The sequence below is a fragment of the Bacillus sp. LK2 genome (assembly GCF_001043575.1).
Classification (GTDB): Bacteria; Bacillota; Bacilli; order Bacillales; family Bacillaceae_G; genus Bacillus_A; species Bacillus_A paramycoides.
In genome coordinates this window covers 1-20,708 of the sequence record NZ_LDUK01000006.1, presented here as the reverse complement: position 1 = coordinate 20,708, position 20,708 = coordinate 1, and the positions used below count along the sequence as shown (strand labels likewise).

Genomic DNA, 20,708 nt, shown 5'->3' with positions numbered 1-20,708 from the left:
GGAGTGTCAACGTGGAAACAATGTTAAGTGCAACGGCTATTACAAAGTTAAGGGATGGAAAACTTTTGTTAGCTACTACATATAATGGCTTATTCATTGAACAAGATGGAGAATGGAAACAGATTTTAAATGAGTTTCAAAAACGAATTCGAGATTTACATAGCGAAGGTAATGTAGTTTACGGAGTAGGAGACGAAGGAGTTTTTATTCGTAGTACGAATGGTGGAGAAACGTGGACGGTCCAGCGCTTCCCGACGAAAGCAACAAGCTGGAATGTATGTAGTAATGAGAATGGAACGGTAATTGCTCATGGAGATAAAACACTGTACCATTCTACAAATTTTGGTTCCACCTGGGAAACTATTCATCCATTTCTTGATTACGGTAGTAATGCACCATCTATTCGTTCATTATTTTTATATAAACATTACTTATTTATCGGTACAAAAATACATGCTAAATATGGTGGTGTTTGGCTTTTTAATCTAGAGACACGTAAATTAAAAAGGATTAAAATAGCGACGAATCAGATGATTTCTGCGTTGATTATACACAATTCCTATTTAGTAGCAGCAAGTGGATCTTGTAAGGGGATTAGTGGGAATATTTCTTTTTGTAAAATAGATGAGAGTGCTGAGAGTGATAAAATATGTTGGCATACATGTCAAAATGAGCAAAAAGCTAGTAGCTATTTAGACTTAAGTGTAGATCAACATGTGTTATATACAACGTCAACGCAAAATAAGGCGGGAATTAGCACAGTTTGCCGTGTGCTCCTTGATGAAGGAATTGTTACAGTATGTGATTCGGTTAAAGGGCATGGTTGGCGCATTGTTAATGAAAAAGAAGGCTATGTTGTAGCTGGGTCAGGTGAATCAAAAGCGATGCAGTGGAAGAAAAAAGTTGTATAGCTTAAAAAAAACTTTACTTTTATTATATTGATATGATATAGTTACTTTAAACCATTTTACTTTTAATAATATAGAGATTTAAATGAGCTGTAACTTCCGAGGAGGATAGCAATGTTAAATCTCCTTCGGGGGTTGCAGTTTTTTAATGTCTGACGTATTATTGTAAAGTGGTTGAAAATGAATATGTACATATAGGTACATTGTAGGAGGATTTTTTTCATGCAAAACGGTAAAGTAAAATGGTTTAACTCAGAAAAAGGTTTCGGTTTCATCGAAGTTGAAGGCGGAGAAGACGTATTCGTTCATTTCTCAGCTATCCAAGGCGACGGCTTCAAAACTTTAGAAGAAGGTCAAGAAGTTACTTTCGAAGTAGAACAAGGTAACCGTGGACCTCAAGCTACAAACGTAAACAAGAAGTAATTATGAAAAAAGAAGGGCTTGCCCTTCTTTTTTTTGCGTTTTTTTGGTGAATGAATGTCCTCCTATGTACATTCGAAGATAAGACTGAATTTTCAATTTGTATTCAAGCGTATTAAATGTATAAACTGTATGTATAAATAGATACTGAAAATAAAGTGAAACTGCTAATTAAGAATTGGCATCAAAAGGAATTAGAAAGAGGTAAACAAATTGATAAACTCTACACATTTCATTGTGTTCGATATTGAAAGGAATTTCAGGCCATATAAATCAGAGGATCCGTCAGAAATAGTTGATATTGGAGCTGTAAAAATAGATGTGAGTACAATGAAGGTTATTGGAGAATTTTCAGAGTTAGTAAAACCAAGTGCTCCATTAACTCGTCATACAACAAAATTAACTGGCATTACAAAGAGAGATTTAATCGGTGTAGAGAAATTCACTCAAATTATAGAGAAATTTATTCAGTTCATCGGAGAAGATTCTATATTTATTTCATGGGGAAAAGAAGATTATCGTTTTCTATCTCAAGATTGTACATTACACGGTGTAGAATGCCCATGTATGGAAAAAGAGAGCAGATTTGATTTGCAGAAATTTGTTTTCCAGGCGTATGAAGAATTGTTTGAACATACACCAAGTCTACAATTTGCAGTGGAGCAGCTCGGTTTAACATGGGAAGGTAGGCAACATCGTGCTTTAGCAGATGCTGAGAATACAGCAAATATATTTCTTAAAGTATATAACGAGAGAGATATTAATAAGCGATACAAGAGACATGGTGAGCTTGAACTTGTAAAGAACGGAAAACTAACAGAAAAAGCGAAAAAAAAGATGCGAAAATGGGTATTTAAAGAAATGAGAAAAAATACAGAGCACCCTTTTGTATGGAGTACATTTGAAAGTAGTGACACGTGGGAAAGTATAACGGAAAGGTATTATATAAGTGACTCTGCAGTAGAACTTCTGAAAAAACATTTTCGTACGGCGGTGAGAAAAGCGGAAAGGCAGTTGAAGTATTTGGCTGAGATGGAGAAGGCGCAGGAAGAGGGAAAGGTAACGTAAATGTATTAAGGTAGCTAAGTCTAGTCCTCTTTTTATGAGAAGAATTTATTAGTAAGCAATGTAAAAACTCCTATTCCATGTATAGATATAGGAGTTTTTTAGTATTTATTTTTTAAGCCAGTTGATCGTTCAGAGTTCTATTCAATCCCACTCGGATCATACCCAAACTGCTGCTTTTTCTCAATCCGCTCAATCACGTCTTGCAACTCATCCGGCTTCAGAAACTCAATCGGAGAGAAACCTTTTTCAAACGTAAGTGTGTCTGCTTCAATCATGAGTACATATCTGTCATTTACCTTCGCGATATGAATCAGGTCTCCGAAATCAGCAAGTAGTGCTTTTACGGAGATATGATCTGCTTTTAGCTTTAATTCCACTTCAGGGGCGTGCTCGACAATCTGAGCAGTAGCTTCCATTACTTCTTCCGTTGAAAATTGTTCCATAATTTCACGTTTTGGACTGGCAGCCCATACTTCCATCGCTTGGTCGAATTGTTCGCGTTCTTCTGTACCTTCTTCAAATACATCTTCAATTTGGTCGTATACCATGTCCATTACTTGTGTTTTCATAATTTCAGGCATAGAGCGTTCGTACTCGACGAATTTTAAGAAGTCTTCAAAGTAGCGGGCATGTGATGCTTGGTGTATTTTTAGTTCGCCTACTTCGACAATACCTTCTTCAGGCATGTATGGGTATTGGATAGATTTCATATTCTTTGTTGTAATAGCCATTTCAACGTTACGAATAAGTGTAGATTTATCAGAAATTGAAGCGACTTTTGGTTCGAAGTCACATTTCATAACGAATACGAATGGATCATCAAAATATTTGCGTAGTTTTGCTTGAGCGATTAAAAATACACCACCACGTACAGCGCTTGTGTCTAGATATGTATAAACGAGAGGTTCGCTCATATCTTTGAAGTTTTCTTTCGTTTCTGCAAAACGAATACGATTAAAAAGGTTGTAGTGAGGGTTGGAATCTAATTCATGTCCTTCTTCTACAATAAAGCGACCGATCTTTGTTGGAGCTTGTTCTGTTTTTGCATGACGTTCTACTTTTCGTTTCGATATTTTTAATAATTCACCATTCAAAAATTCTTTCAAAGAGCTATCTTCATACTCTTCCGCATCTAATGTTTGAAAATGCTTATAGCGTTTATCAACTGCTTCTCCTTTTCCTTCCACTTGTACAACATAAAAGGAAAGGAAATTTATTTCAAAATCCATATTTATCACCTTGTTTCATTTCGTTAACTCTTATCAGTATAGAGATGGAAAAAACTTTCGTCAATTTATATAAGGAAGGGAGAGTCCCTTCCTTATATATTTTTTATTTTCGAAATTAAAAGCCGTCTTCTAATGCTGAAAATGGAATGTTAAGTCTATTTTCTACTGTACGTAAACGCTGATTTAAGCGGTTTAGTCTACGAGTATGTCGCTCAACTGTGTTTTCTAGTTGACGTACTCTTTGTTCAAGCTCATTTACTCGTCGTCCTAGTTGACGGTTTCCAGTGCCAGGAAAAGAGATTGGAAGTTGAAATTGTCTATTTGGATCATATGGATTAACTTGCTCTGTTTGATCTATATATTGTTGATATTGTGCTTGTAAATCGTATTGAGGTTGATATTCATATTGGTTATATGGATCATATGGGTTGTAGGGATACATATAAACTCCTCCGTTTCTTTAAAGTGGGGTAAATTCATCATAATGTATGTGCGAAAGCGGAGTAATGGCACGGCAAATACCTATAAATGTTTCAGTGGTTCATTATTTATGGAAAATTAAGAACATGGAGGTTTTATAATTGTATTTAATTTGGTTAATGGTATATACTGGATATAAGGGTTACATAAAGGTTACAATTCTATCGAACTTAAATTTTTTATGTGGATATGTATAGACATTTTGGAAAGAAAAGAGTAATTTATATAGAGTAAAAATAACTTGTAACATTTTCTAAATATATTGTAAAATGATTGTAACAAAACATACATAAAAATGAAATAATACATAAGAAATGATGTTAGGAAAAAGGGGAGAGTATATTGTTACGTAAAGTAAAGGGTATATTAGTAGGGGTGCTATGCATAGCTGTAGTAAGCGGTTGTGGTGCAAAAGTGAGTGATGTGGCATTAGTAAGTGATATCGGCGGAAACGTTGTAGAAGCTAAGGCAGAAGTACAGGATAGCATTAGCTTAGTGGATGGTCGTACTGGCACTGAAGTGAAAAAAATAGATTTATCAAGCTTAGGCTATTTTGAAGATGAAGCGAAATTCAAAAAATCGGTAATGAAGGTTGCTAGTGAGGTAGGGAAGAGCGTCGATACAAAGATGGTTCCTTCACGTATAGCGCCTGATGGAACTTGGCAAGAAGGAAAGCCTTCGTATGAATTAATGGAAAAAGAATTAGTAGATAAATTATTAAATGTAGGTATGTGGGATTCTTCTTATCAGTTACCAATTGTGGAGAAAAAACCTACTGCAACACTAAGTGATGCGCAAGGTAGTGGTACTGTAGTTGGTAGATATGAAACGAATTTAGGTGGCTCAACAGGTGGCCGAATTGAAAATATTCGTTTATCTGCGGCGAGCGTAAATGGGGTTGTTTTAGCGAAGGGAGACCGTTTCTCTTTTAATGCATTAATCGGTGATACAACGCCAGATAAAGGATATCAATTAGGAAAAGAAATTGTAGATGGTAAATTAGTAGATGGTTATGGTGGTGGCGTTTGTCAAACATCATCTACTTTATTCAATGCAGCAGATCAAGCTGGTTTGACAATGGTAGAGAGAACTACACATTCTAAAACAGTAGGTTATGTTCCACAAGGAAGAGATGCTACAATTGCATATCCATATTTAGACTTAGTATTTGAAAACACGAATGATGCTCCTGTTAAGCTTTATATGGGTATACAAGGTGGAAAGTTAGTTGCTGAAGTACATAAGATGAAATAAATATCATAAGCTATAAAAATATAAGATTTGAAGCCGGTATTTCTAAGTTTGTTAGAAGTGCCGGTTTTTTGTGTACAGTTTATTAAGAATAGTAATTTTGATGGCGTACAGCGGAATTGAATGAAGTAGGACTTGGGCGCGTCGATGCTTATTATAATGATAAAGTTCAAGTGGAAACAACAATAACAAAGGCGAAACTAGATAATGTGAAAGTTGGATTTAGTTCACTTGAATGGGGAGAGATTGCATTTCCATTTGCAAAAAAGAGTGAAAAGTTAGAAGATATAAATAAAGTGTTAAAAGAATTAGAGCAAGATGGAACATTAAGTGACATATCGAAAAAATGGCTAAAAGTTGATGCTACAAAAAAACAAAATTAAGGTGTATTTGTTGAATGCGGCTATTGCCTATCAACTTATATAAAAAACTAAAGGGGAACTGGAGAGGAAGTTATTCATGGTACAAATTCATCCGAAAACACGTATTGGTCATGTCGAATTTAAAGTAAAAGATTTAGAGCGTCAAATTACTTTTTATGAGAATGTAGTAGGGTTAGAAGTAATTAAGCAAGAGGGGAATAAAGCATATTTAGCAGGAAAAGGTGGTAAGAATACGTTACTTGTTCTTGAGCAGTTGGAAGATGCAGCGCTGCAAGAACCGCGTACGACGGGTATATATCACGTTGCCTTTTTAGTTCCGACTCGTGAAGCTTTTGCTTCAGCGCTTTTTGGTGTGATTCGTAATAAGAACGTAATTGATAGTCCAGCTGAACAAGAAGGGCGTTATACATATTCAAATGAAATTTTACCAATTTCAAGATTTAATAGCGCAAGTGATCATACGTATAGTGAGGCGTTTTATTTACAAGATTTAGAGGGGAATGGTATCGAGATTTATGCAGACCGTCCGCGAGATCAATGGGGAGAGGGACCAGGAGGAAGTACGCCGCTTGACTTAAAAGAACTGGCAACGCTCGTTGATTATGAGTTTGGTGGATTACCTGCTGATACTGTCGTTGGACACGTACATTTACGAATAACTGATGTAGAGAAATCACATGAGTTTTATGTAGAAACAGTAGGTTTTGAAGTACAGCAGCATGAAGATGATTGCTTATTTATTTCGGCAGGTGGTTATCATCATCATATTGGTGCAAATACGTGGAATGGGGTAAATAACCCGCACCCACCAGCACATGCAACTGGATTAAAGGTGTATACGATTGTATTACCGCATAAAGAAGCTTTAGATGAAGTGAAAGAAAGATTAATAGAAAAACAACATGAAATAAATGAAACTACAAATGGATTTACGGTAATAGATCCGAGTGGTATTACAGTACAGTTTGAAATAGAAGTAGTATAAAAGAAACCAGAAAGTGGTATTTTAATCACTTTCTGGTTTCTTTTTTGATGAACTATTCATAGCTCAATCCAATACCTTCTTACAACATTTCCATCTTCTTCAGTAAAATCTTCATCACGGAGACCGTCGTTATGTAAAATCGTTTTTTCTGAAGCAGTATTCACTTCGTCGCAAACGACAAGTACTTTCGTGATGTCTAATTCTTTCGTTTTTTCTAGTGATAACTCTAGTAACTTCGTAGCATAACCTTTTCTTCTTTCAGAAGGGCGAATGCCATAACCGATATGACCACCAGCGTTAAATAGATGATCAGTTAAACTATGACGTATATTAACAACTCCTACAACTCTATTTTCATCTGTCACGAGCCAATAAGTAGAATCTGGTACCCAAGTTTCAGGAATATTTATTCCGTTATGTGCATCGAGTAATTCTTGAATCATAGCTGGGAAGTTAGAAGGGTCTTTTGAAATAACCCATGGAATCATCGTTTCACCGCTATCTTTCCATTCGTTATAAAACTCTAAGTATTCTTCTTGTAAATCAGTAGTAGGTGTAATTAAAGAGACGTTCATTGTTAGTAAGCTCCTTTTATTTATGCTTTATTTCACAAAAATTGCGGCATGAAATGAAAGCGTTTTCTGACTTTCTCAACCTCATTTTATGCAATCCACATTCCGTTTTTAAATGAAAATTAGTTTGGCTTTAAAAATTAAAGTTTTTCGTATAAAAAGTAGGTTGTTTTTTATTTTATGTTAATATTTAAAATATTAACATAAAATAACTGGAATATTAAATATATTTTAATAAAATGCTTTTATATCGATGGATAGATACATGTGATAATTTTTGTTTTATCTCTCTAAAATGAATAAAAGGGGGAAGTGCTCGTGAGTTTAGATATTGATTTTATTATATGAATCGGTGTTGCTGGTTTGTTAGGAGCAATGATTGGTATTGAAAGAGCAATTCGTTCAAAAAAGGGATAAGTAATAGTAGAAATTTCGCTATTATTTATCCTTTTTTGACATGAATCGCATGGGAAGTCAAGATTAAATTTCACTTTGGATAGATACATTTGTAAGCGTTTTCTTATTTTTTCTCAATGCAGGATAAATAATCAGAATAGTAAAATAATTATATGGGACACAAAAAAATGTAAGGTAGGGGAGAGTATGAAAGGCTATTCAAAAAAAGTGTTAGTAGGGGTAAGTTTTGCTAGTTTAATGTTAGGTAGTTTTCAAGGGAACATATTGGCAGAGGATACTAAGGGAGAGCAAGTTTCTTATCGAAATGTGCTCAAAATGGAGCCGGTTGGTGTACAATTGCCGGCGCAAGAGTTAGCGCATTCATCCAAAGTGTTAGAAAACAAATCGTTTGAGAAAAGGCTACAATTAGCTGATTTATCGCAAAGACCACCAGAAGTAAAAAAAGAAAGTAAGCAATTAGCGGCAGCAAAAACATATACAATTGCTGAGTTGAATCAATTAAGCAATCAGCAGTTAGTAGATGTGCTTGTAACTATTAATTGGGAGCAAATTACGGGGCTATTTCAGTTTAATAAGGACAGCCTTGCATTCTATCAAAATGATAGTAGGATGCAGGCGATTATTGATAAATTGAAGCAGCAAGGACAAGCTTATACGAAGGATGATTCAAAAGGGATTGAAACGTTAGTAGAGGTATTACGCTCTGGATTTTATTTAGGTTTTTATAATGAAGAATTAAGTAAACTTAATGAACGAAGCTATCATGATAAGTGCTTACCTGCATTGAAAACGATTGCAAACAACCCGAATTTCAACCTCGGTACGTTAGAACAAAATAGGGTTGTATCATCATACGGAAAATTAATAGGAAACGCTTCTAGTGATGTGGAAACGGTAACATCGGCTGCGAAGATTTTTAAACAATATAATGATAATTTTTCTACTTTGGTAGATAATCTTTCAGCTGGAAATGCGATTTACGATATTATGCAAGGTGTCGATTATGATATTCAATCGTATTTGTACGATACGAATAAAGCACCGAAAGATACAATGTGGTATCAAAAAATAGATAGTTATATTAATGAGTTAAGTAGATTTGCGTTAATGGGAACAGTTACAGCGAAAAACGGATGGCTTATTAATAATGGAATTTATTATACAGGTAGACTAGGAACGTTCCATAGTACAGAGACGAAAGGATTACAAGTAGTAACGGATGCGATGAAAATATATCCGTATTTAGGTGAGCAATATTTCGTGGCGGCGGAGCAAATTACGACGAATTATGATGGGAAAGATGCAAATGGTAACGTTGTTAATTTAGATCAAATACGAGAAGATGGTAAGAAAAAGTATTTGCCGAAAACGTATACGTTTGATGATGGTGCAATTGTTTTAAAAGCTGGGGATAAAGTGACTGAGGAAAAAGTAAAACGTTTATATTGGGCAGCAAAAGAAGTGAAGGCACAATTCCATCGTACGGTTGAAAGTGACCAACCTTTAGAAAAAGGGAATCCAGATGATGTATTAACGATGGTTATTTATAATAGCCCAGCTGAATATCAATTTAATCGTCAATTATACGGATATGAAACAAATAATGGTGGCATTTATATAGAAGGAACAGGAACGTTCTTTACTTATGAACGTACACCACAAGAGAGTATATATAGTTTAGAAGAATTGTTCCGACATGAGTTCACGCATTATTTACAAGGTAGATATGAAGTGCCAGGACTTTGGGGACAAGGTAAGTTTTATGAAAATGAGAGACTTTCTTGGTTTGAAGAAGGGAATGCTGAGTTTTTTGCAGGCGCAACGAGAACGGATAATGTTGTACCGAGAAAGAGCATGATAGGAGGATTATCTTCAAATCCAGCAGAACGTTATACGGCAGAACGAACGTTATATGCGAAGTATGGAACGTGGGATTTCTATAATTATTCCTTTGCTTTACAATCGTATATGTACAATAAGAGATATGATATGTTTGATAAAATTCATGATTTTATTAGGAAAAATGATGTTACAGCATATGATGCATACCGGTCTGCTTTAAGTAAAGATGCGAATTTAAACAAAGAGTATCAAGACTATATGCAAATGTTAATAGATAATCGTGAGAAATATAACGTTCCATTAGTATCAGATGATTATTTAGCGACTCATGCACCAAAACCAGTTTCAGATATTGCGGCCGAAATTACAGCGGAAGCAAATTTAAATAATGTATCGGTAAAGAAAAATAAATCACAGTTCTTTAATACATTTACACTGCAAGGAACATATACAGGAGGTGCAGCGAAAGGAGAATATGAAGACTGGAAAACAATGACGCAAAACGTTAATGATACGTTAAAACGTTTAAGTGCAAAAGAATGGACAGGCTATAAAACAGTAACAGCTTACTTTGTGAATTATCGTGTGAATGCATCAGGGCAATTTGAATATGATGTTGTATTCCACGGCATTAATACAGAAGAAGGTGCAGTGAATAAAGCGCCAGTTGCGATTATAAATGGTCCGTATAGCGGAAATGTGAACGAAGCAATCTCGTTTAAAAGCGATGGATCAAAAGATGAAGATGGGAAAATTGCTTCTTATAAATGGGAGTTTGGCGATGGTACTGTAAGTAGTGAACAAAATCCAACTCACGTATATACAAAAGAAGGAACATATACGGCAAAATTAACAGTAACAGACGATAAAGGAACAGCTACTAGTGCTACAACGAGTGTAACAGTTCAAAAGAAAGAAGATAACAGTGTAGAACAAGAGCCAAATAATTCATTTAAAACAGCGAACAAACTACAGTTAAATCAATTGCTACGCGCTAGTTTAGGAAACGGTGATACAAGTGATTACTTTGAAATAAATATAGAAACTGCGAAAAACCTTCAAATTAATGTAACGAAGGAAAATAATATCGGAGTAAACTGGGTTCTTTATTCAGAAGCAGATTTAAATAATTATGTTACGTATGCTCAGCCGCAAGGAAATAAATTAGTAGGTAGTTATTATACGTATCCAGGGAAGTATTATTTTCATGTATATCAATATGGTGGGGGATCAGGGAATTATACGGTAGAAGTGAAATAGTAAAAAGGTCGCCATGAATGGCGACCTTTTTATTACGCGTTATACCCAAATAATTTTAAATCTTCTCCAGATCCTGAAATAATTTTCTCAAATCGCAATCCTACTTTTTCTAAAAGCTTTCCTGAATCAGCGTTATCTATAGAAGTAATTGCTACAATTCGTTTAAGACCCAGCTCATTTTTCCCGTATTCCATTACCGCAGAAGCTGACTCATAGCCATATCCTTTCGAACGGAATTTTTCTAAAAAGGCAAACCCGATATCAACATCTTCTAGTGAATCTCTTTTAATAAGACCACACATACCAAGTGGAGTGAGATCTTCTTTTCGTTCTACTAAGTAAAGGCCAAAGCCAATTTTGTTATACATATCGACTGGACCGTTTAAAATATAATTTGTTGCATCTTCTAAGTTTCTAACCCCTTTATCACCGATAAACTGAATCCATGCAGGATCGTTTACTAACTCGAAAATAAATGAAGCATCTTTAACATCGAACCAGCGAAGAATGAGGCGTTCAGTTTCACGAACTATCAATCTATTGCACCACCTTTAAAAGTTATAACAATTAGTATGGATTGTGCAAAACAAAAGTGCAAGTTATTTTAATTGAGTTCTACTTGTTCACATAAAATTCGATTGTTTTGTATAAAAGGATATTTTATAATTAAAATTAACTGGAAAGAGTGAGATGCTTATACAATGACTCCTAGGAAACTAGGAGTTTTTACTATATAACTATCATTATTACTAAATATGACACACTACACATTCTACTTAAGGAGGTATATAATGAAGAAATTATATAATGCATCGTTTACTTATTTAATTATAGGTTTACTATCGGGAATATTCGCTAGAGAGTATGGAAAATATAAAGGGATTTTAGGATCTACACTATTAAATCTTTTGCACACACACACGCTTGTGCTTGGCTTTTTCTTCTTTTTAATTGCTTTAGGATTAGCAAAAGTATTCGCGTTTCATGAAGTGAAAGGATTTAATAAATGGTTTGTTTTACATAACATCGCATTAACTTTAATGTTAGGTTCGCTGGCAGCGAGAGGACTTCTTCAGCTAAATGGAGCGGACTTTAAAGGATTAACTTATATTGTAGGATTCTCTCATTCGATGATGGCATTCACATTAATTTGGTTTATGCTTTTAATAAAGAAGTCATTTAAAATGTAGTTAAAAAAGAACTTGTAGCGTATGCTGCAAGTTCTTTTTTATGTACAAGTAACGTAAACTTACTATTCTGATTATTATGTATAAAAATGGTATAATTATTGTGAAGTAAATAATATAAAAGGGGAGCTCGTTATGGAAATAACAATTGAACATTTAGTAAATGAATTAAAGGATGTACTTCCAGAAGATCGAGTAGTTGTTAATACGACAGTAAGAGAGTTACATAGTAAAGATGAATCTTACCATGCTAGTAGTTTACCTGATGTAGTTGTGTTTCCAAAAACGACCGAAGAGGTTAGAGAGATAATGAAAGTAGCGAGTCAGCATGGAAAGGCTGTCGTTCCATTTGGAGTAGGTTCCAGTTTAGAGGGGCATATAATTCCTTATGAAAAGGGGATTACGGTTGATTTTTCATTAATGAACAAAATACTTGAAATAAGAGAGAAAGATTTTCTTGTGAAAGTACAACCGGGAGTGACTCGTTCTCAGCTTAATAAAGAATTGAAAAAGTATGGTCTGTTTTTTAGTGTGGATCCTGGAGCAGATGCAACATTAGGAGGAATGGCTGCTACGAATGCGAGCGGAACGACAGCAGTGAAATATGGTGTTATGCGTGATCAAGTTCGTGATTTAGAAGTAGTTCTTGCTGATGGACAAGTGATACATACTGGAAATTTAGCGGCGAAGTCATCATCAGGTTATCATTTAAATGGTATTTTTGTAGGATCGGAAGGCACGCTTGGATGCTTTACAGAGCTAACATTAAAAGTATACGGCATACCAGAACATGTTATGGCTGCGAGAGCGTCGTTTCCATCTATAAATGATGCAGTAGAAGCTGTTATAAATATATTGCAAGCTGGCATTCCAATTGCGAGAATCGAGCTTGTTGATGAATTATCTATGAAACAAGTAAACCATTACAGCGAAACAAATTATAGAGAAGAACCAACGCTATTTATAGAGTTTCATGGCAATGAAGCAGGGCTAAAACAAGATATTGAATTTACGAAAGAAATTGTTTTTGATCATAAGTGTAGAGAAGTTGCTTTTGAAACTGAAACAGCGGCGAGAAATAAATTATGGGATGCAAGACATAACTTAGCATACTCTTACGTTCATAGTTATCCTGGTAAAAAGCTAATGAGTACGGATGTTTGTTTACCAATTTCTGAATTAGCTGGCGCAATACAACATGCGAAAGAGACATTAGATAAAGTTAGTCTTGTTGGTGGTATTCTTGGCCATGTAGGAGACGGGAATTTTCACGTGCTCTTAATGGTTGATCCGAACGATAAAGATGAAGTGAAAAAGGCGGACGAAATAAACGAAAGTATCGTACTGTATGCTCTTAAACGTGGTGGAACGTGTACGGGAGAGCATGGCGTTGGAATAGGAAAACTAAAGTATCAAGAAGAAGAACATGGTGCGGCATTATTGGTAATGGAGAAAATAAAGAAAGCTCTTGATCCGCAAAATATTTTGAATCCAAATAAAGTTTTTAAGCTAAAAGATAAGGGATGATGAAATTTGGAGAAACGAATTATACATCTTGAAGGATTGGTCGTTTTATTAGCTGCTATTTATATATATGCATTATGTGGATTTAGTTGGTTATTATTTATCGTATTACTTTTGGCGCCTGATTTAGCAATGATAGCGTACGCTATAAACAATCGTGTCGGTGCACAAATTTATAATCTATTTCACACATATATCATATCCATATTACTTGTTTTAATAGGGGTCTATTTTAAGATGGATTCAATTTTAATGGTCGGTTTAATATGGACAGCACATATTGGGATGGATCGAATGCTTGGGTATGGATTGAAGTATGAGACGGATTTTAAGGACACTCATATTCAGAGGTTATAAAAGTGATTTGAGAAGGATGGGGCAATTGAAACGATTTATTACTGTTGAGAAATATAATACACAATGGGAAAGTGAATTTTGTAAATTACAGACGTTTCTTAATAACGTAATGGGAGAACTCATTTTTTCTATAGAGCACGTTGGGAGTACATCTGTTAAAGGTCTTGCTTCTAAACCGATATTAGATATCGATGTTGTAATAGAAAATTATGATGTTTTTCCTAAAATAATAAAGAAACTTGAAAAGATAGGGTATTTTCATCAAAAAGAGTGGAGTTTTAAGGGGAGAGAAGCTTTTGGGAGAAAGGATCAATATGTTCCGAGGGATGGAAAGAATGCCATTTGGATGGAACATCATTTATATGTATGCGATAAGGATAGTGAAGAGTTAAGAAGACATGTAGCGTTTCGGGATTATCTTCGTGAAAATTCTAATGCTATTATCGAATATGGACAGTTAAAGAGAGAATTAGCAGCAACTATGAAAGATCGAGCGAGTTATAGTTTAGGTAAGACGGAATTTATTAAAGGTGTATTAGAAAAAGCTAAGAAGGATAGTTAAATAAAGGAGTTTGTATCAATAAAAAAGTTGACTAAGGTGGCAGAAATCATATTATGCCACCTATTATTTTTGAAACAGAGGTTTTGCTCTATAAGCACTGACCTTATAAAACAATTACAATCTGCCCCTGTTGAATAATAAATCTCATAAATATAATGGGAAATAAGAAGATAAGAAAAGAGGGAGTTTATGTACATACCTAAGCATTTCGCTATACAAGATGAAGAGACGAAGTACGAAATTATTGAACAAAATAGCTTTGCAACTTTATTTTCTCAGCATAACGGAGCACCATACGCAACACATTTGCCGTTATTGTTAAATAGGGAAACACTTACTTTATACGGGCATTTTGCACGCCAAAATGAGCAGTGGAAAGATAGTGGGAATCAACAAGTGCTAGCTGTATTTCAAGGGCCGCATAGCTACATTTCTCCGTCATGGTATGAAACAAATAAAGCAGTACCAACATGGAACTATGTTGCGGTGCATGTATATGGTGAATTAGAAACTGTTGAAGATGAACAAGAATTAATAGATTCTCTTCAAGATTTAGTACATAAATATGAAAATCCAAAGAGCACCTACTCGCTGAATGAGGTAGATCCGAATTATGTGGAAGGATTAAGTAGGGGGATAGTTGGTTTTAAGATAAAGATTAATAAAATAGAAGGAAAAGCGAAGTTAAGTCAAAATCATTCTCTAGAGAGACGAGGACTAGTTATAGAAGAACTTGAGAAGGTTGGTGATGAGGGGAGTAGGGGGATTTCTGATTTGATGAAAGAAATAGAGTAAGAAAGTGGATTTCATATGAAATAAAGGGATGATTTTATTTTGTAGAAATATATTTTATTTGAAATAAAAAATGCCTAAGAGCGCCGGTTCGAACCCTGTCGGAGGTATATGGAAAACCTTATATTATAAAATATCTATCTGTTTTATTATTCATATAAACGGTAAAGTTATGTTTAGAATATTCTATAAGGGGGTACAAACTGGAAGTCTTTTTAGTCGCCGCTTTTTCAGCTATTATCATAATGATGACTGTTTTTGTTATAATAAAAGCTTGTTTTACCGGGTACAAGAGGAATGATATATCTTTTCGGAAATTTATTCTTTTATCCGGTGCTTCAATTGTGATAGGCTGTTTAGTTTCATTTGTACTACCATTTGGCTATGAAAAAATATTCGATTACATTAACTAAATGAACGTATTTAAAAAGACCTTCTTAATTGAAGGTCTTTCGTTTTTTAAAGTGATTTTTCAGTTGTTGTTGAGTTGTAGTCTTTACTTACGTCAACGGATTTGAAAAAATCAGGCCGTTGTGGTGCGGGGGTGTCCCCAATATTCAATGCAACATATCCTTGCTGTGTTATTGGTATTTCGGAAGTATAACCTAACCCAAGAGTTGAGATGCCCATAACAGCTAAGCCTATGATGCTCAATTTGATTTTTTTCATTATAGCAAAGCTCCTTTTTCTTCATGTTTTTTTCTTGCTTGATTGGCCATGTGAAAATATTTACTAGCTTTTATATGGTCTTCATTTTCATAAAATATATTTGCTAGAACATCGGTGTATTCTTGTATACACTCCCAAAGGTTTTCTATTTTAAAGTAAGAAATTCCTTCCAAAATTATCATTTCTAAATCATTAATAGGAGTTTTATTATTTAATGCTTGTAAAATCATGAAACGATGTTGAAATTCTTTGTTTTCTAATTTATTAGAGATACTTAATCCTTTTTCTATAAATCCTTTAGCTTGGGCATATTCTCCTAGTTTGTAGTATTCACGCGCTTCAATAAAAAGTGCTTTAAAATGATTTGGTTTTTTTGTTGTAACCTCTGAAATATGTCGCATTGCTAACTCTGAAAGATTTTGACTTGCATATAACCAAGCTAAATTGTGTCTCACTCTCAATGATAAAGTCTCTTCTGAATATTTCTGTAGAATATTTAATGCTGAATCGAGTCTAATTTCTGCTTGTTCAAATTGTTTTAAATCTATACAAGATAAACCAAAAATGTTATCACATAAAGCTACATTAATTTCATGGTTTATATGTTTTGAAAAAATCTCTTTAGCTTCATTTACAGTTTGAATTGCTACTAGTGGTTGATATGTTTGATAATAATAGGAAGCTAAACGGTAGTTAAATTCAGCCTTCTCTAATTCGTCAGATATGTGGATTAACAGCTTCTTAGCTTTCTCGAAGAGGTGTTTTGCTGTATTATAGTCTCCAATAATCGTATTGTGAATGGCTTTGAAAAAATGATAATAATAAGAAAGTAGGCCCTTCTCTGGAAGTGGGAAAGAATCAATTTTATTAAAAGCATCTTTATTGATATTTAAACCATCTGTTAAAACAGTATATCTAAAGTTAAAAAGTGAATAATATAATTGCAGGTTTGTATCTTCTTCTGAACTAGAGATTCTATCCTCGATATCTTTTTTTAGTTTTGTTGCATGGATAGTTTGATGTTGTAATATAGCTCTATACCAATCATTAAATAGTTTTGTAACTTGTTCATTACCTTGTAGTTGAACGTTCATGAAATCCCCTCGCTTTTTGAATATTCTTATAAAATACAATATCAAAAATAACAATATTTAGAAATGAGGTTTTATATTTCTCAACATTTGTTTAGTGGATTTATTATTAAACCAATTGGAATAAAGTTAGTTTTGATTTTTAGTTTAAGGAAGTGGATAGTGAAATATAGTAAGGATAAAATAAGATGCTTTAGTGCATCTTTTTGAAAGGGGAATGTATAAAAAAGGTGTGTTCACACAATTTGTATGAACACACCTTTTTACATATTAAACAATCACGTCCCACAAAAAGTTCGATAAGGGCGATTTGTCGGTGCTGGAGGCGTGCAGTAATCCACGTGTTCTGGAGAATATTCATAAGGATTTGATAAAGCTTGAAGAAGTTTCTCCATTACGCTATAGTCTCCATCTTTAACGGCTGCTTCTAGTGCTTCTTCTACTCGGTGGTTTCGAGGGATGATTACTGGGTTGGTATTTTTCATCAGCTTGTAGGCATCATCTTTTGATTCTTTTTGTCTTTCTAATCGAGATTGCCATAGCTCGTGCCACTCTTTAAATTCAGGACTTTCAAATAAAGGTGCATTTTCTAATGTGTTGTCAGTTAATGCACGGAATGTATTTGTATAATCTGCTTTATATTTTTCCATCGCTTTTAAAAGTTTCTCAATAAGTGGTTGATCTTGTTCCTCGTTGCTAAATAGTCCTAATTTCTTCTTCATGCCGAGGAACCAATTGTTTTCGTACTGCACGCTAAATTTTGAAATTTCATCTTGTGCAATTTTTAGTGCTTCTTCTTCATCATCGTGTAATATCGGTATTAAAGATTCAGCTAAACGAGCGAGATCCCAGGCAGCCATATATGGTTGATTTCCATATGCATAGCGGCCTTGTGTGTCAATAGAGCTAAAGACTGTTCCTTGGTCATAACTGTCCATAAATGCACAAGGACCATAATCAATCGTTTCACCGCTAATCGTTATATTGTCAGTGTTCATTACGCCGTGAATGAAGCCGACGAGCTGCCATTTTGCGATAAGGCTTGCTTGTTTTTTAATAACTTCTTGTAATAATGAAACGTATGGATTTTCATGAGATTCAACTTCTGGATAATGTCTTTTTATCGTATAATCAGCTAAAGCTTTGAGATCTTTGATTGAGCCGCGAGCTGCTGCGTATTGGAATGTTCCAACACGTATATGACTGCTTGCAACCCTAGTTAAAATCGCCCCAGGTAACTTTGTTTCACGATAGATTAGTTCGCCAGTTGAGACTACTGCTAAACTGCGAGTAGTTGGAATATCAAGTGCGTACATCGCTTCACTAATAATATACTCACGTAGCATAGGACCGAGCGCAGCACGGCCATCACCACGGCGTGAATATGGAGTAGGGCCAGAACCTTTCAACTGAATATCAAAACGTTCGCCTGAAGGAGTAATTTGTTCGCCGATTAAAAGAGCACGACCATCTCCTAACATGTTGAAATGGCCAAATTGGTGTCCAGCATACGCTTGAGCTAGTGGATGAGCTCCTTCTGGAATTGCATTACCAGCGAGAATGGCAATTTCAGCTTCCTTTTTTAGTTCCTCAGGATTAAAACCAAGAGATATTGCTAATGAATGATTTAGTTTAATTAACTCCGGTGAGCTTACAGGAGTTGGGGGTATTTCTGTATAAAATGATTGTGGTAATGTAGCATAACTAGTTTCTAAATTCCAACCAGCTTCATTATTTTTAGTCATCTTATCTCCTCCTTTTTATATTTTTTAATTATGTATTTGTACTTATGTATTCTTTGTAAAGTTAACGAAAAGTATAATATGATATTTCCCCTTGAAATCTATTGTAAGGACTTCAGTGCATTGTGTCTATTTAGCAGCAAATACAAAAACTCCATTTTTCAAAAAGATTGATTAAAATGGAGCTTTTGTTATTATTTGATTTTTACAATTATTTTTCCTTTTGCTCTTCCAGACTCTGAATATTCCATTGCTTTTTGAGCATCTTCAAAAGGAAAAACTCGATCGATTACAGGTTTGATTTTTCCAGATTCAATATAGTTTGCAATAATACGTAATTGATCTCCACTTGGCTTCATAAATAAAAATGAATATTGAGCATTATGCTTTTTTTCAAGTGCAGTAAGTTTTTTGCTTGCTAATGAAAATAAGAGTGTTTTGAAAAATCCTGAACCAAATTCTTTACCGAATCGAGCATTCGGTATTCCTGAAACGGAAACAATGTTTCCTCCGTTTTTTATAATATCGAATGACTTTTCAAGTGTTGTACCGCCGAGTGTATCAAATACCGCATCATAATTTTTTAATATATCTTCAAATTGCTCTGTTTTGTAATTAATAATTTTATCTGTGCCAAGAGACTTTACTAAATTCGCACCAGCTTCACTAGCAGTCGTTGCAACAGTGGCACCCATTATTTTTGCTAACTGAATTGCGAAAGTACCAACACCACCGGATCCAGCATGAATCAAAATCTTTTGCCCTTTTTGTAAGTGCATGATGTCATGTAATGCTTGATATGATGTTAAGCCAACGAGTGGAATCGACGCCGCTTCTTCAAAACTTAAATTTTTAGGTTTTAAGGCTATATCATCCTCATGGATGGCTATATATTCCGCAAAAGTACCGATCTTATCTTTTCTTGGACGTGCATATATTTCATCACCAACTTTAAAGCGATTCACTTTTGCTCCAACCTTCACGATGACACCGGAAAAGTCATTACCGAGGGTTAGAGGCATTTTATATTTAAGTAACATCTTCACTTTTCCATCGCGTATTTTAAAATCAATTGGGTTAATACTAGCTGCATGAATTTCCGCGAGCACCTCATACTCATTTATTTCAGGAGTAGGTAGCTCTGTCATACGCATTGGGACTTTCTCATATTTATCAATTATCATTGCTTTCATTTCTTATACCTCCGAATACCGTATCTTTTTTCAATAAAAGTTTTGCAATAGCTTCTCAATATCTAATACAAGATTTTTTAATAAACCTAATTTTGTACGTATATCAATATAATAAAAGTTTTTTGTACCTTCTTTTCGCATTAAAATAATACCGGCTTCTCGTAAAATCTTAAGGTGATGTGATACTGCTGGTCGAGAAAGGTGTGTTTGTTTAGTGATTTCTCCTACACGTAATCCTGTTTGACATTCCGTTTCCATTAGAACTAACAAAATAGCTTGACGTGTTTCATCACCAATTGCCACTAATACTTTTTGACAATCAATAAAATCTTCTTTAATAACATTTAATTGTTCTTGTTTATTCATTTAAATCACTTTACCTCCAATAATGAGTCGAAAGGTTTAAGATGATGAACCATTACATCGATACGGTAATGCTACATGATTGATGTATTCGATGCAATATTGAGAAAGAAAATCGAGACGAATCAAATTTTATGTGTTGAAAATTATAGGGGATAGAAAAGGGAATAGAAGGTTTACATACCACAATGGATGAAGTTTTAAAGAATAGAAAATGATCTAGTAATACGTCTTCTATAGACGGTGAAAATTATAAAGGAGAAGGTATTGCTGAAACAATTAAACGGTCGTAACTCTATATGACCTATAGGGTTACGACCGTTTATAATGTTTTTATTATTTCCGATGTCTACGTCAGAAAATAGTTCGACGTAAAGTAGGTTCTTCTGTTTTATCCTTTAATACATATACAA

21 protein-coding genes and 2 pseudogenes are annotated in these 20,708 nt (G+C 34.5%); 14 read left to right on the top strand and 9 right to left on the bottom strand.

Translation table 11 applies throughout. The features are described from left to right. Positions 1–11: 11 nt before the first annotated feature. The 3 genes from VK90_RS06220 (at position 12) to VK90_RS06210 (ending at position 2,396) form a co-directional block, all read left to right on the top strand. The gene (locus tag VK90_RS06220) at positions 12–911 is read left to right on the top strand and encodes a WD40/YVTN/BNR-like repeat-containing protein (RefSeq protein ID WP_048371303.1); all 900 of its coding nucleotides are present in this window, start codon (positions 12–14) and stop codon (positions 909–911) included. A gap of 219 nt (positions 912–1,130) precedes the next feature. Continuing rightward, positions 1,131–1,331: a cold shock-like protein CspB gene (cspB, locus tag VK90_RS06215; RefSeq protein ID WP_001179148.1), complete on the top strand. Its 201-nt coding sequence runs from the start codon at positions 1,131–1,133 to the stop codon at positions 1,329–1,331. A 210-nt stretch (positions 1,332–1,541) separates the two neighbouring features. Beyond that, positions 1,542–2,396, top strand: coding sequence for an exonuclease (locus tag VK90_RS06210; protein ID WP_048371300.1), 855 nt, complete (start codon positions 1,542–1,544; stop codon positions 2,394–2,396). A gap of 137 nt (positions 2,397–2,533) precedes the next feature. Here VK90_RS06210 and VK90_RS06205 read toward each other — a convergent pair whose 3' ends face one another. Then, positions 2,534–3,625 carry a DUF3900 domain-containing protein gene (locus VK90_RS06205; RefSeq protein ID WP_048371298.1) on the bottom strand — a complete coding sequence of 364 codons (1,092 nt, stop codon included), beginning with the start codon at positions 3,623–3,625 and terminating at the stop codon, positions 2,534–2,536. 115 nt (positions 3,626–3,740) lie between these two features. Continuing rightward, positions 3,741–4,067 carry a hypothetical protein gene (locus VK90_RS06200; RefSeq protein ID WP_002172828.1) on the bottom strand — a complete coding sequence of 109 codons (327 nt, stop codon included), beginning with the start codon at positions 4,065–4,067 and terminating at the stop codon, positions 3,741–3,743. Positions 4,068–4,447: 380 nt separating this feature from the next. Between VK90_RS06200 and VK90_RS06195 the strand changes: the two genes are divergently transcribed. From VK90_RS06195 to VK90_RS06185, 3 genes and pseudogenes are all read left to right on the top strand, one after another. Next, a complete protein-coding gene (locus VK90_RS06195) occupies positions 4,448–5,359 on the top strand; it encodes a VanW family protein (protein WP_048371296.1) in 912 nt (303 codons plus the stop codon). 107 nt (positions 5,360–5,466) lie between these two features. Continuing rightward, positions 5,467–5,739 (top strand): annotated as a pseudogene (locus VK90_RS06190) (transporter substrate-binding domain-containing protein); the annotation flags it as partial. Positions 5,740–5,815: 76 nt separating this feature from the next. Continuing rightward, a complete protein-coding gene (locus tag VK90_RS06185) occupies positions 5,816–6,724 on the top strand; it encodes a VOC family protein (RefSeq protein WP_048371294.1) in 909 nt (302 codons plus the stop codon). A 56-nt stretch (positions 6,725–6,780) separates the two neighbouring features. On the opposite strand, the gene VK90_RS06180 is transcribed toward VK90_RS06185, so the two are convergent. Continuing rightward, entirely contained in the window at positions 6,781–7,299 is a 519-nt protein-coding gene (locus tag VK90_RS06180; RefSeq protein WP_048371292.1) for a GNAT family N-acetyltransferase, read from the bottom strand. A gap of 315 nt (positions 7,300–7,614) precedes the next feature. Between VK90_RS06180 and VK90_RS29775 the strand changes: the two are divergent. Further along, a pseudogene (locus VK90_RS29775) lies at positions 7,615–7,707 on the top strand (MgtC/SapB family protein); the annotation flags it as partial. A gap of 192 nt (positions 7,708–7,899) precedes the next feature. After that, positions 7,900–10,815 carry a collagenase ColA gene (gene colA, locus VK90_RS06175; protein ID WP_048371290.1) on the top strand — a complete coding sequence of 972 codons (2,916 nt, stop codon included), beginning with the start codon at positions 7,900–7,902 and terminating at the stop codon, positions 10,813–10,815. Positions 10,816–10,847: 32 nt separating this feature from the next. Here the strand turns inward: colA and VK90_RS06170 are convergent, their stop codons facing one another. Next, a complete protein-coding gene (locus tag VK90_RS06170; protein WP_048371288.1) occupies positions 10,848–11,351 on the bottom strand; it encodes a GNAT family N-acetyltransferase in 504 nt (167 codons plus the stop codon). 255 nt (positions 11,352–11,606) lie between these two features. On the opposite strand from VK90_RS06170, the gene VK90_RS06165 reads away from it, so the two are divergent. The 6 genes from VK90_RS06165 to VK90_RS30545 all read left to right on the top strand — a co-directional run bounded on the left by VK90_RS06165 (position 11,607) and on the right by VK90_RS30545 (position 15,650). Next, positions 11,607–12,005: a DUF2871 family protein gene (locus VK90_RS06165; RefSeq protein ID WP_025148126.1), complete on the top strand. Its 399-nt coding sequence runs from the start codon at positions 11,607–11,609 to the stop codon at positions 12,003–12,005. Between the two features lie 132 nt (positions 12,006–12,137). Then, positions 12,138–13,529 carry an FAD-binding oxidoreductase gene (locus VK90_RS06160; RefSeq protein WP_048371287.1) on the top strand — a complete coding sequence of 464 codons (1,392 nt, stop codon included), beginning with the start codon at positions 12,138–12,140 and terminating at the stop codon, positions 13,527–13,529. 6 nt (positions 13,530–13,535) lie between these two features. Further along, entirely contained in the window at positions 13,536–13,883 is a 348-nt protein-coding gene (locus VK90_RS06155) for a DUF4260 domain-containing protein (protein ID WP_048371285.1), read from the top strand. A gap of 25 nt (positions 13,884–13,908) precedes the next feature. After that, positions 13,909–14,445 (top strand): GrpB family protein, encoded by a 537-nt coding sequence (locus VK90_RS06150; RefSeq protein WP_025148128.1) that lies wholly within the window; start codon positions 13,909–13,911, stop codon positions 14,443–14,445. A gap of 189 nt (positions 14,446–14,634) precedes the next feature. Beyond that, complete coding sequence (locus VK90_RS06145) at positions 14,635–15,240, top strand: FMN-binding negative transcriptional regulator (protein ID WP_002172808.1); 606 nt, start codon at positions 14,635–14,637, stop codon at positions 15,238–15,240. Positions 15,241–15,440: 200 nt separating this feature from the next. Further along, positions 15,441–15,650 carry a hypothetical protein gene (locus VK90_RS30545; RefSeq protein WP_081806652.1) on the top strand — a complete coding sequence of 70 codons (210 nt, stop codon included), beginning with the start codon at positions 15,441–15,443 and terminating at the stop codon, positions 15,648–15,650. A 46-nt stretch (positions 15,651–15,696) separates the two neighbouring features. Here the strand turns inward: VK90_RS30545 and VK90_RS06140 are convergent, their stop codons facing one another. The 5 genes from VK90_RS06140 to VK90_RS06120 form a co-directional block, all read right to left on the bottom strand. Continuing rightward, complete coding sequence (locus tag VK90_RS06140) at positions 15,697–15,906, bottom strand: hypothetical protein (RefSeq protein WP_025148130.1); 210 nt, start codon at positions 15,904–15,906, stop codon at positions 15,697–15,699. Further along, positions 15,906–17,000, bottom strand: coding sequence for a response regulator aspartate phosphatase (locus tag VK90_RS06135; protein WP_048371281.1), 1,095 nt, complete (start codon positions 16,998–17,000; stop codon positions 15,906–15,908). The genes VK90_RS06140 and VK90_RS06135 overlap by 1 nt, the downstream gene beginning before the upstream one ends. 275 nt (positions 17,001–17,275) lie before the next feature. Continuing rightward, positions 17,276–18,742 carry a protein adenylyltransferase SelO gene (locus VK90_RS06130; protein WP_048371279.1) on the bottom strand — a complete coding sequence of 489 codons (1,467 nt, stop codon included), beginning with the start codon at positions 18,740–18,742 and terminating at the stop codon, positions 17,276–17,278. A 191-nt stretch (positions 18,743–18,933) separates the two neighbouring features. Then, positions 18,934–19,932: an NADP-dependent oxidoreductase gene (locus VK90_RS06125; RefSeq protein WP_048371277.1), complete on the bottom strand. Its 999-nt coding sequence runs from the start codon at positions 19,930–19,932 to the stop codon at positions 18,934–18,936. A 30-nt stretch (positions 19,933–19,962) separates the two neighbouring features. Next, a complete protein-coding gene (locus VK90_RS06120) occupies positions 19,963–20,298 on the bottom strand; it encodes an ArsR/SmtB family transcription factor (RefSeq protein ID WP_025148134.1) in 336 nt (111 codons plus the stop codon). Between the last annotated feature and the right edge of the window lie 410 nt (positions 20,299–20,708).